The sequence below is a fragment of the Novosphingobium kunmingense genome, from assembly GCF_002813245.1.
Lineage (GTDB): Bacteria > Pseudomonadota > Alphaproteobacteria > Sphingomonadales > Sphingomonadaceae > Novosphingobium > Novosphingobium kunmingense.
Genome location: NZ_PHUF01000004.1, coordinates 142749 through 154939 on the forward strand (window position 1 = coordinate 142749; position 12191 = coordinate 154939).

Genomic DNA, 12191 nt, shown 5'->3' on the forward strand with positions numbered 1-12191 from the left:
CTCAGGCCGTGGCCTTTCCGATCACCGCGTCGCGCAGCAGGTAGATACGGCCCGCATCGACCCGCAGGGGGATGGTCGGCACGCAGCCCTTGTCGTCACCCAGCGCCTCGCCAGTCTTGAGCGATATGTTCCAGTTGTGCAGCGGGCAGGTCACCACGTTGCCGTGGACGATGCCTTGGCTAAGCGGCCCGGACTTGTGCGGGCACTTGTTGACCAGCGCGTAGAACTGGTTGTCGAGGGTGTGGAACACGGCGATCTCCTCGCCGCCGCGCACGGGAAGGGTGCGTGCGTTGCCCGGCTCGATCTGCGTGACCGACCCGATATCCAGCCAATCGCCGATCATCACACGGTCTCCATCTGGAAGGGGCGCACTTCGGCCAAGTGCTGGTGCAGCTCGGCATGTTCGCCGGCGGCGCGCCGGGCCCAGGGATCGTCCTGCATGAAGCGCTGGGAATAGCGGAAGCGGGTAGCAAGCCGCGAAACGGCTTGCGGATCACCGAACAGCGCGGCCTTCACATAGTCGAGCCCGACGCGCTCGATCCATGGCGCGGTGCGTTCGAGATACCAGGCGTCTTCGCGGTAGAACTGGATGAAGGCGGCGCAGATATCCATCGCCTCGCCCTCGGTCTCGACCTTGCAGAGCAGGTCGGTCGCGCGGACCTTGATTCCGCCGTTGCCGCCGACGTGCAGCTCGTAGCCGGAATCGACGCAGACCACGCCGAAGTCCTTGATCGTCGCTTCGGCGCAGTTGCGCGGGCAACCGCTGACCGCGATCTTGAACTTGTGGGGCATCCACGATCCCCAGGTCATCTGCTCGATCTTGACGCCCAGTCCGGTCGAATCCTGTGTGCCGAAGCGGCACCATTCGGACCCGACGCACGTCTTCACCGTTCGCAGGCTCTTGCCATAGGCGTGACCCGAAACCATCCCGGCGGCGTTGAGGTCGGCCCAGACCGCGGGCAGATCCTCCTTCCTGATGCCGAAGATGTCGAGCCGCTGCCCGCCGGTCACCTTGACCATGGGGGCGTCGTACTTCTCGACAACGTCGGCGATCGCGCGCAGTTCGCGCGGGTTGGTCAATCCGCCCCACATCCGCGGGACGACCGAATAGGTGCCGTCCTTCTGGATGTTGGCGTGCATCCTCTCGTTGACGAAGCGGCTCTTCTGGTCGTCTTCGTATTCGCCCGGCAAGGCGCAAAGCAGATAGTAATTGAGCGCCGGACGGCAGCTCGCGCAGCCGTCGGGGGTGGTCCAGTGCAGTTCCTGCATCACCTGAGGGATCGAGCGCAGCCCCTTGTCGACGATCGCGCGGCGCACGTCGGAATGGGTGAAGCTGGTGCACTTGCACATGGTCTTGGGACCGCTTTCGACCGCGCCCTCGCCCAGCGTCAGCGCCAGCAGGCTTTCGACGAGGCCGGTGCATGACCCGCAGCTGGCCGAGGCCTTGCAGCCTGATCGCACCGCGTCGAGGCTGTTCGCCCCGCCCGCGATGCAGGCCACGACCTTGCCCTTGGAAACGCCGTTGCAGCCGCAGATCTCGGCATCCTCCGAGAGGGCGGCAACGGCAGCGTTAGGGTCCAGCGAGGCGCCCCCCTGGGCGAAGGCCTGGCCGAAGATCAGGGCTTCGCGGATATCGGTGATATCCTCGCCCTTCCTGAGCAGGTCGAAATACCAGTTGCCATCGGCCGTATCGCCATAGAGCACGGCGCCGACGAGCCTGGATTCCTTGACCACAACCCGTTTGTAGACTCCGCGTGCGGCGTCACGCATCACGATGTCTTCGGCGCCGTCGCCGCCGCTGAAATCGCCGGCGGAGAACAGGTCGATGCCCGAAACCTTGAGCTTGGTCGACGTGACCGACCCTTCATAACCCGAAGGGCTGCCGGTGGCCCCGTCCCAGGTTATGGCGTCGGCCAACGCGCGGCACATGTCCCACAGCGGTGCGACCAAGCCGTAGCAGGCGCCGCGATGCTGCACGCATTCACCCACCGCCAGCACGTTGGGATCGCTGGTGACCATGTGATCGTCGACCATGATGCCGCGTTCGACATCGAGGCCGGCTGCCTTGGCCAACCCGGTAGCGGGGCGGATACCCACGGCCATCACCACGATATCGGCGGCGAACTCGCGCCCGTCCTTCAGGCGGACCGCGCTGACGTGCCCGTCGGCGCCGACGATCTCCGCCGTGTCGCCGCCGGTGACGATTGTCTGGCCGCGCCGTTCGAGTTCGGTCTTGAGCAGATAGCCCGCCGCTTCGTCGAGCTGGCGCTCCATCAGCGTCGGCATCAGGTGGACGACCGTGACCTGCATGCCGCGCAGCGACAGACCGTGCGCCGCTTCGAGGCCAAGCAGGCCGCCGCCGATCACCACCGCGCTGCCGCCCTTGTCCGCAGCAGCCAGCATCCGGTCGACGTCGTCGAGGTCGCGGAAGGTGACGACGCCGCCAAGGTCGTGCCCCGGAACAGGGATGATGAAGGGGTCGCTGCCAGTCGCGATCAGCAGCTTGTCATAGGGTTCGACGCGGCCCGACCTGGCGATCACCGTTTGGGTTGCGCGATCAATCGTCACGACCGGATCGCCCGAAATCAGGGTGATGCCGTTATCCGCGTACCAGGCGGCATCGTTGATCACAATGTCGTCGAAAGCCTTTTCGCCGGCCAGCACCGGGCTGAGCATGATGCGGTTGTAATTGACCCGCGGCTCGGCACCGAAGATCGTCACATCGTAGCGGGCGGGGTCACGCAGCAGAACCTCTTCCACCGCGCGGCAGCCGGCCATGCCGTTGCCGATCACGACCAGCCGTTCGCGCAGGGCGCTGGCGGCGGTCTTGTCGCTGAAACTCACCGGGGCATTCACCATCGGAACTCCATCTCCGACGCGCAAACGAAACAGCCGCCCAAGCACGACCCGGAAAAGGATCGGCACGGGCGGCTTCGTTGCCACGCGTTGTTTAGAACTGACGCGCGGAAGGTATTCGTTGTCGCCCGGCCCTGGGCGGCATCCTGTCCGCGTTGAATGCTAATTACGCGATTCGCGCGGGCCACGCAACGATCATTTTGCAATGCAGCATGGCCACGACTGCAAAGTGCTTGTTCAGGCGGTGTGTCGTGTTACAAAAATCCCGGAAGGCAAGTGCCCTGTATTGCGGGGCGATGACGTTGGCGCCACTGTCATGACGCAGAGCAAATACACTGGGATCAAGTTTGCCCGCCTTGTCGGGCTTGTCCTGCTGGGAAGCACTGCGGCCAACCTTTGCTACAATGCTATTATGGCCGCGCTGGGATACGGCTGGCCATACAACTTCATGCTGTTTGATCCCATCGACAGATTTGCTGATTTCTTCAAGCTTGCCTTCAGTTACGGATCAACAGACATACACGCTACGTTTGTAACCGGACAGCAAGCCGAGCAACTCGCTGTTTACATGCACAAAAGTCAGCATAATTTGGGAACGATAGTCAATCCTGACCACATGCTCCCCGTTGCAACCGCAATGGCCATTATTGTGCGAAAACTTATGGGTCTTGTTGATCCATTTATTGTCTTCTCGGTCTGCACCGCAGTTGCTTTATTATCGCTCGTCGCCACGTTCCAAAGTTATGTCACCAACGACAAAGAACGCATGTATTGGCTTTTGGGAGCGATTGCCAGCTACCCCTTGATGTTTGCGATCGATCGTGGGCACCTGATAGCCTTGGTCTGTGCGATCGCGCTGATCGCTGGAGCGCGCCATCTATTCGACGCGCGTCGCCTGACTTGGCCAGCAGCAGCCGCATTGTCCTTTGCTGTCTGCATAAGGCCCAATCTTCTATCGATACCGGTCCTTCTGATTACACTGCTTTCACCAACCAAGATCAGAGACTTGGTCATCTTCTTCGCGACATGCTTGCTGCTCTTCATCCTGTCGATGACGATTTCACATGCGCTGTTCCCCCATTACAGCTTCGAAACCTGGCTGATGGGATTGGCAGACTATCATCGGCGTTACGTCGCGTTGCCAATAAACCTAGGATATGTTTCGTCGCTTACATCTGTCTTCATGATCCACTCCGGCTACAATCCACTTGTCGAACGCGCCTGCTTTGCGCTTGGAGCCTTGATTGGCATTCTTGCGATGCACGCCTGCTTCAAGAATAAAATGCCAAGCTCGCATGCGGCGTTCATTGCAATAGGTTTGACTTTCATCGCCACCCCCGCACTGAACGACTACCATTTATTGCCATTCTTCATACCCTTACTTTTCCTCTCCCGAGAGGGTGGTCCAGAAAACCACGTTGACTGGATCATCGTTTTTTCGTCGTTATTTGCACTTTCACCGAAGAACTATTTTTTCGGGAACGATAACTCTGCCGACGCGTGGTCGTGGCAAGTGATATGCAATCCAATAGTGATCTCAATCGCAACCATATGGGTGCTTATGCACCACCTGCGAACCCCGCGAACCGATCGATCGATTGTCGGGACAGCGATCTCTCAATAGGCAAACTCGACCTGTAGCCAGAGCTTGCGGGTGTCGGCGCCGAGGTTCGCGGCATTGTAATCGGCGAATTTGGCCAGCAGGTTCGCCCGGCCCAGCTTGAAACCAAGGCTGGCGTCCCATTCCTCGCCGTAATGCAGCGAACCCGCGTCGCTTTCGAAGCGGTGCCAGGTCACTGCGGCATTGAGCCCCGGCAGGGCCTTGAACTTGGGGAACTTCATTGCGGCACCGGCGTAGAAGTCCTCGAGACCGGCCGCCGGCGTGGTCAGGAACAGGTCGGCCCAGCCGTTGAACTTGTGCAGCGTCGCCATCGGGCTCTGCACCGCACGGCCGTTGTCGCTGCCGAGCTTCTCGTAGCCGCCCGTAAGCGTGACGGGTCCCACGGCCAGGGCGGCCTCGCCCGCAACGTAGTCGGCGCCGTAGTCGGCCGGATTGTCCTGCCAGTCGAACTGGCGGGCATAGCTTGCGGCAAGGGCCAGCGACGCCGTTTTCGACAGCTTGAACGCGGCCGTTGCCCGCGCGCCGTAGGTCTGGGTATCGGCGTTGGGCGCGGCCAGCGTGCCCACCTGTTCTGCCGCATCGTAGTCGAGCAGATAGGCGAAGGCCTTGACCTGGGCCGGGCCGACCCTGGCACCCGCGCCGAGAAAGCCGAAGTCCCCGTCGAACGCGCGGCGCGGACCGGCCTCGATCCCCCAGATCGTGCGCTGGCTATTGGCATAGGTCGCATCGATGCTGACCGGGCCGAGCTTCGCCTCGGCGCGCACGGCGTCGAACGTCTGTTCGTTCTGCCGCCAGCCGACCGCCCCGACCCAGCGCTGGTCGTCGAGGTTGATGCGCTGGCGCCCAGCGGTGAGAGTGCCGGCCTTGCCCTTGTACTGCAGTTGCAGGCGGTTCAGTTCGACGGTCATCGGATCGCCGACCACGGCGAAGCCCGGGCGGCGCTGGCTGTTGGCGATGGTAAAGGGAAAGGCATTGTAATCGTCGATCAGCGCCAGCGACCCCTCGGCTTCGGCCAGGACCGACAGACCGCTCGCGTGCTTTAGCTCAAACCCGGCGCGCAGGCGCATGGTCAATGCATCGGCGTCGAGCGACGGCGTATCGACATTCTCGTAACGAAGCCGGCCTTCGACGATCGGATCGATTGTAACGCTATCGCTCAGCTTGACTGGATCGCCTGGGGCGGCGAACGCGGGAGTGCTGGCGGCCAGCGCGCAGAGCGCGGCCGTGGTCGTAAGGTGCAGTTTCATGAAAGGTCCCCCCTGAGGGATTGCGGGCGAAGCCTCGCGGCTCCGCCCTTGTTGTCATGGTATCAGATGCGGGCACCTTGCAGGGCAGCGCCCCAGGTGGTCCGCCAGCGGGCCTTGACCATGGTCAGGCCAAGCAGCGCGACCAGGGCCAGGACGGCAAAGATCAGAAACCCGATCGACGCGCTTCCCGTCGCCTTCTTGATCGCCCCGAGCGAGGAGGCGAGATAGAACCCTCCGACCCCGCCGCCGAAACCGACGAGGCCGGTCATCACGCCGATCTCCTTGCGGAAGCGCTGCGGGACGAGCTGGAACACCGCGCCGTTGCCAACGCCGAGCGTGCCGAGCGTGGCGATGAACAGCGCCACCGCGACACCGATCGCCGAGGTCGCGACCAAGGCGACCGCTGCCAGCAGGGCCGCCGCAATCACATAGACCGCGGTGAGTGTCTTGATCCCGCCGAAGCGATCGGCGAGTGCGCCGCCGACCGGGCGCAGCAGGGATCCCATGAAAACTGCCGCCGCCGTGCAGTAGCCGGCAATCACCGGGGTCACCTGGAAAGTGTCGGTGTAGAAGGTCGGCAAGCTGCTCGACAGGCCGACAAAGCCACCGAAGGTGACGAAGTAGAACAGCATGAACCACCAGGCATCCGCTTCTTTGAGCACCGAGGCATAGGCGCTCATCGGCTTGGGCGCGGGCTGATCGGGGCTGTCCTTGGCGGCGAACAGGTAATAGGCGAAGACCGCGATAAGCGGGATCAGTGCGAGGCCAAACACGTTGTTCCAGCCATAGGCATTGGCGAGCAGAGCCGCAAACAGCGAGGCGAGAACCGTGCCCGAATTGCCCATACCGGCAATGCCCATCGCCTTGCCCTGGTGCTCGGGCGGGTACCACCGGCTGGCCAGCGGCAAAGACACCGCGAAGCTTGCCCCGGCAAAGCCCAGGATAACCCCTACGGCAAGCGTGCCTTCATAGCTCGACACGCCGAACCACCAGGCCACGGCCAGGCCGGCGATGACGATGATCTGGTTGATCGTGCCGGTCAGCTTGGGGCCGATCCGGTCGACCATCAGGCCGTTGATCAGGCGGATGACCGCACCTGCCAGCGTCGGCACGGCGACCATGAAGCCCTTCTGCGCGGGATCGAGGCCGAGGTCCTTGGAAATGATCGGCGCGAGCGGGCCCAGCATCACCCAGCACATGAAGGCGATGTCGAAATACAGGAACGCCGCGATCAGCGTCGGAACGTGACCCGATTGCCAGAACGGCTTGCCGGTGGGTATTTTCGATGCGTCGATATTCATGGCTAGCGTTGCCATTGTTAGGCCCTCCTCAGGCTTGACGGAAAGGGATTGGGAACGATCCTCACGCGGGCGGGCGTGGTGCCTGTACGCGAAGGGGGTGGCGAAACGGAATGCGCAGCCAGGGCGAACTCGTGGTCGCAGCAGGCTTTGCCAGCCTTGTCGGGCCGCGCACCGACAACCAGGATTTCGGCGGCGTGCACCTTGGCAGCGCGTCCGAACGCGCGCGCCACGGGATTCTCGCGGCGGTGGCCGACGGGGTATCGGGCGGCAAGGCCGGGCGCACGGCAGCGGAACTGGCGGTGCGGGCGCTGATCGACGGGTTCTACGCGATGCCCGATACGATCGGGCCCGCCCGCGCGATGCAGGTGCCGCTGGTCGCCTACAATCGCTGGCTCCACGCTCAGGGCCAAGGCGATGCGATGCTGGGCAGCGCAACGACCTTCACGGCGCTTGCCCTGCGCGGACGGCGCGCTCACCTGGTCCATGTCGGCGACAGCCGCGCCTGGCGTTTCTCCGGCGGGCGCCTGTCGTGCCTCACCGCCGATCACGTTCGTCCCGAGCCGGACCTGCGCCATGTGCTGATCCGCGCGCTGGGCATCGAAAGCGAACTGCGGCTCGACCACGCCGCCATCGAACTGGCCGAACACGATCGGCTGCTGCTGACCAGCGACGGGGTTCACGGCGTGCTCGGCGCCGCGCGCATCGCAGCGATCCTCGCCGAAAACGCCAGCGCCGAGGCGACGGCCCAGCGGCTTGCCGAAGCAGCCATCGCCAACGGCGGCAGCGACAACGCGACCGCTGTGGTCGTCGACGTGGTGCGCCTGCCCGCGCCCGATCACGACGGGATCCTGGCCGGCGTCAGCGCCCTGCCCTTCGTCGATTCGCCGAAGGTGGGCGAATCGATCGACGGCTTCCGCGCCGAGGCGGTGCTTTCCGAGGGGCGCCACGCCGTGCTGCTGACCGCCACCGACACCGAGGACGGCAGCCGCGTGGTGATCAAGTTTCCCCGCCGCGAGGTCCTGTCCGAGCGGGCGCTGCGCTTGGCTTTCGCGCGCGAGATGCTGCTGGCCCAGCGCGTGACCAGCCCCTTCGTGCTGGCCGCGCATGCCGTAAGGCCCGACCGACAGACGGCGCTCTATGGCGTTCAGCCCTTCGTCGAGGGTCAGACGATGGACGCGCGGCTGGCGCGCGGCCTGCCGCCGTTGAAGGACGCGGTCGAGGCCGCGATCAAGCTGACCCGCGGCGTTGCGGCGCTGCACCGGCTCGACGTGGTCCATCGCGACATCAAGCCCGACAACGTGATCCTGACCGCCGAGGGCGGGCTCAAGCTCATCGACCTGGGCGTAGCGCGTCTGCCGCGGGTCGAGGATTTCCGCGTCGACGAGATTCCCGGAACGCCCGGCTTCATGGCGCCCGAGCAGTTCGAGGGGAACGCGGGCGATGCGTTGACCGACCAGTTCGCGCTGGGCGTGACGCTCTACCGCTGGCTTACCGGCAAATGGCCCTTCGGCGAACAGGAGGCGTTCCAGCGCCCGCGGTTCGGCCGCCCGGTGCCCCCCTCGCGCCATCGGCCAGATATCCCCAGCTGGCTCGACGACGCGATCCTCACGGCCATCCAGCCCGACCGCGACGCGCGTTTCGGCGATGCAATCGAACTGCTCCGCGCCTTGGAAGGCGGCGGTGCCCTCGACACCGGTGCGCGGCGGCGACTGCCGCTGATCGAACGCGATCCGTTGCGCTTCTGGCAAGGCGTCAGCGCGCTGCTGGCCGCGGGCCTGTTGGCCTCGCTCCTGCTGCACTGATCGGCCGATCGCCATGGCTTCGAAGACCCCGTCTTCGCGCACGCAAAAAAGCCGCCTCGAACAGATCCAGTCGGATCGATTCGGGCGGCGCCGTTGCCACGCAATGTTCAATTTCTGCCGGATTCCGTGCTTCGATCCAGCCTTGGACCGAGGAATGCCGACAGCGCGAAGACTATGCGATTCGGATCCGTGCGGTAAAGCTGTTTTTGCAATGCAGCATGAATTAGGGTCGCGGCAGCCCTTCCAAATAGCCCGCAAGATCGGCCGGATCGAAGGCTCGGCCATCGAAAAACATATTGCTTTCCAGAACCATGCGACCCTGCTGCGTGCCGACCGGCGTCAGTCCGGCCAGACTGCCTTCGACCTTCGATGACGCCCCCGGGAGCGGCTCGTCCAGGCCCTTGAGGGCCCGGCGATAGACGTCCGGACGAAATACGCGGGCCGCACGCTCCGCCTCGTCCGGGTGGATTTCCCTGCCCTCCCATCGAATCATCTGCGTGTAGAGCCAGAGCGCCTGGCTGACCCACGGAAAATTGGCCGCCTCCCTATATTGGAACATGAAATCTGGGAAATGAACCGTTTCGGTTCCCTTTGCGACGAGCAGGCGGTCGCTGATGGCGCGCTGGATGATCGCTGGCGAGCCATCAAGGTATTCGGTGCGCGCCAGGATGGCCGCGTTGGCCGCCCAATTCGCCGGATCGACGAAATGCCGTGCCGCCGCCACGAGCGCGCGAAGCAAGGCATCCACCTCCGCGCCGCGTTCTTCAATCAAGGGTTCGCGGAAGGCGAGGACCTTTTCGACCCCCCGCCGCCAAATCTGCGCGGTAGCTAGCACGATGCGCCCCACGCCGCGCTCGACCGCGACCGAGTTCCACGGCTCGCCCACGCAAATGCCGTCGACCTCGCCCGCTTCCAGGGCGTCGGCGCAAAACGGCGGAGGCACGGTCGCCACCTCGACATCGCGGTCGGGATGGATGCCGCATTCCGCCAGCCAGTACCGCAACATATAGCTGTGGCTGGAATAACGGTGAACGACGCCGAAGCGCAGCGGCCGGCCTTCGGCCTTGCGCTGCGCTGCAACCGCCCTGAGCGCAGTCCCGACCTTGCGCGGATCGCCAAGGCCCGTCTCCGGCGCCACAAGTGCGGCCAGATCGGGTCGAAGCGTCACGGCATTGCCGTTGAGGCCAAGCACAAAAGGCACGGCCAGCGGCACGGCGGGTCGCCCACGACCCAGGGCGGTCGCGATCGCGAGCGGCGCGACCATGTGCGCGGCGTGGGTCTGCCCATAAAGCAGGCGGTCGAGCACCGTCGCCCAGCTGACGTCCCTGACCAGATCGAGCGACACGCCCTCGGCCTCGGCAAAGCCGTGTTCGCGTGCCAGGATCGGCAGGCAGGCGTCGACCAGGGGCAGAAAGCCGATCGTGAACCGTGCGGCCATCATGCCCCTCCCATCAGCCGGTGCGCGGTGACCACCGCCTCGGCAATTTCCGCGATCCGCCGTCCCTGGTCCATCGCCGTCTTGCGCAATTCGGCATAGGCCTGCGGCTCGCTCAACCGGCGGCTGTCCATCAGGATCCGCTTGGCCTTGTCGATCGTCTCGCGCTCGGCCAGCTTGCCCTTCGCCTCGCTGAGGTCGGCCTGGAGCCTGGCAAAGGCGTTGAACCGCCGCACCGCGAGGTCGAGAATCGGGCGGATCCGGTGCGGTGCAAGCCCGTCGACGACATAGGACGACACCCCCGCATCGATCGACGCGGCAATCGCCTCCTCGTCGCTCTGGTCGACGAACATGGCGATCGGCCGATCAAGCACGCGACTGACCGCGAAATATTCCTCGAGCACGTCGCGCGAGGGATTGCCCAGATCGATCAGGACGATATCGGGAGCCACCTCGCCGATCCGCGCGACCAGCCCCTTGCGCTCGGTCAGCACGAAGATCTCGCAATCCTCGAAGGCGGCCAGCCCCTCGCGGATAACCGCCGCGCGCGTGGCGCTTTCATCGACGATCGCAATCCGCATGCCGCCCTTGTGCACTGCACCATCGACGGTTTCAATGCCGCATGCGGATAGCACCGCTGCGCCAAATTCTGGCAATCTTTGCGAAATGGTGCCCAGAAGAGGACTCGAACCTCCACGCCGTTACCAGCGCCGCCACCTGAAGACGGTGCGTCTACCAATTCCGCCATCTGGGCACGGGAGCAGCGGGCCAAGGTGCCTGCTGCCGGGTAGGAGCGCGCCACTAGCGGGGGGTGGCGGGGGTTGTCAACCGGTGCCGGTACTTCGGGCGGCTTTTTTCTCGACCGGCTTGTGGCCGGGATCTGCAGCTGGGTTCCAATGACAATCGCCGTTGCGGGGCGGACGGAATCTGTGCCAAGGCGCAGCCCCTTCTTTGGCGTTTCGGACAGGGTGATCATGGCGCAGGATCTTGGCGGAAAACTGGTTGTGCTGGTCGGCGGCACGGGCTTTCTTGGTCGGCACGTGGCGCAGGAACTGCTGAACCGCGGGGCGCGGCTTCGGGTCGCCAGTCGCCATGTCGAACGGGCCTTCGCGATCAAGCCGCTCGGCAACCTGGGCCAGGTGCAGTTTGCCCGCGCCGACCTGACCCGTCCCGAAAGCCTGGCCCGTGCCGTGGCCGGCGCCGACGCGGTGGTGAACCTGGCGGGCACGTTCGGCAGCGATGCGGACGCAGTGATGGGCCGCGGCGCTGGCGCGCTGGCAGCTGCGGCCAAGGCCGCCGGCGCCGCCGCCTTCGTCCACGTTTCGGCGATTGGCGCCGACGCGGAAGGCGAGACCGGCTATGCCCGGGCCAAGGCTGCCGGCGAGGCATCGGTGCTCGCGGCGTTCCCCACCGCGACGGTGCTGCGCCCCTCGATCCTGTTCGGCCCCGACGACAGCTTCATCAACCGCTTTGCCGGGCTGGTCTCGCTACTGCCGGTGCTGCCGGTCTTCGCTCCCGAGGCCAAGCTCCAACCGCTGTTCGTCGACGACTGCGCCCTGGCGATCGCCGCCGCACTGACCCATCCGATGGCGCATGGCGGCAAGACCTTCGAACTGGCCGGGCCGGAAATCGTCACCATGCTCGCGCTCAACCAGCGCATTGCCCGCGCGGCGGGTCGATCGCCGCAGCTCGTCGCCCTGCCCGATGCGTTGTCGGGCCTGATCGCCGCAGCCACCGGCTGGCTGCCCGGCGCACCGATCACCGGCGAGCAGTGGAAGCTGCTCAAGGCCGGCAACGTCGCCTCCGGTGCTTTGCCCGGCATCGCGGCGCTTGGCATCGCGCCGCGGCCACTGGAGCTGTTCCTCGATCGCTGGCTGGTGCGATTCCGCAAGCACGGCCGCTTTGCCGATCGGCTGACCGCCTGATACG

At 64.9% G+C, this 12191-nt stretch carries 9 protein-coding genes and 1 tRNA gene; 3 read left to right on the forward strand and 7 right to left on the reverse strand.

All coding sequences use genetic code 11. The features are described 5' to 3' along the window. Position 1 precedes the first annotated feature (1 nt). Together nirD and nirB are read right to left on the reverse strand one after the other, a co-directional pair. Complete coding sequence (nirD, locus tag B0I00_RS10125; protein ID WP_100867298.1) at positions 2-343, reverse strand: nitrite reductase small subunit NirD; 342 nt, start codon at positions 341-343, stop codon at positions 2-4. Beyond that, on the reverse strand, positions 343-2859 hold the full coding sequence (nirB, locus tag B0I00_RS10130; RefSeq protein WP_100867299.1) for a nitrite reductase large subunit NirB: 2517 nt from the start codon (positions 2857-2859) through the stop codon (positions 343-345). Before nirB ends, nirD begins: the two co-directional genes overlap by 1 nt. Positions 2860-3085: 226 nt before the next feature. Between nirB and B0I00_RS10135 the strand changes: the two genes are divergently transcribed. Continuing rightward, positions 3086-4480, forward strand: a complete 1395-nt coding sequence (locus tag B0I00_RS10135; protein WP_198519208.1) for a glycosyltransferase 87 family protein — start codon at positions 3086-3088, stop codon at positions 4478-4480. On the opposite strand, the gene B0I00_RS10140 is transcribed toward B0I00_RS10135, so the two are convergent. Together B0I00_RS10140 and B0I00_RS10145 are read right to left on the reverse strand one after the other, a co-directional pair. Further along, positions 4474-5724 (reverse strand): alginate export family protein, encoded by a 1251-nt coding sequence (locus tag B0I00_RS10140; RefSeq protein ID WP_100867301.1) that lies wholly within the window; start codon positions 5722-5724, stop codon positions 4474-4476. The genes B0I00_RS10135 and B0I00_RS10140 overlap by 7 nt on opposite strands. A 62-nt stretch (positions 5725-5786) precedes the next feature. Next, a complete protein-coding gene (locus tag B0I00_RS10145; RefSeq protein WP_198519209.1) occupies positions 5787-7040 on the reverse strand; it encodes a nitrate/nitrite transporter in 1254 nt (417 codons plus the stop codon). A gap of 95 nt (positions 7041-7135) precedes the next feature. Here B0I00_RS10145 and B0I00_RS10150 point away from each other — a divergent pair, with 95 nt between their 5' ends. Continuing rightward, positions 7136-8827 (forward strand): bifunctional protein-serine/threonine kinase/phosphatase, encoded by a 1692-nt coding sequence (locus B0I00_RS10150; protein ID WP_100867302.1) that lies wholly within the window; start codon positions 7136-7138, stop codon positions 8825-8827. A gap of 223 nt (positions 8828-9050) precedes the next feature. On the opposite strand, the gene B0I00_RS10155 is transcribed toward B0I00_RS10150, so the two are convergent. The 3 genes from B0I00_RS10155 to B0I00_RS10165 form a co-directional block, all read right to left on the reverse strand. After that, a complete protein-coding gene (locus tag B0I00_RS10155) occupies positions 9051-10265 on the reverse strand; it encodes an ABC transporter substrate-binding protein (RefSeq protein WP_100867738.1) in 1215 nt (404 codons plus the stop codon). After that, entirely contained in the window at positions 10265-10843 is a 579-nt protein-coding gene (locus B0I00_RS10160) for an ANTAR domain-containing response regulator (RefSeq protein WP_100867739.1), read from the reverse strand. Before B0I00_RS10160 ends, B0I00_RS10155 begins: the two co-directional genes overlap by 1 nt. Positions 10844-10929: 86 nt before the next feature. After that, positions 10930-11016 (reverse strand) — tRNA-Leu (locus B0I00_RS10165). A 220-nt stretch (positions 11017-11236) separates the two neighbouring features. On the opposite strand from B0I00_RS10165, the gene B0I00_RS10170 reads away from it, so the two are divergent. Beyond that, positions 11237-12187 (forward strand): complex I NDUFA9 subunit family protein, encoded by a 951-nt coding sequence (locus tag B0I00_RS10170; RefSeq protein WP_100867740.1) that lies wholly within the window; start codon positions 11237-11239, stop codon positions 12185-12187. The last annotated feature ends 4 nt before the right edge of the window (positions 12188-12191 follow it).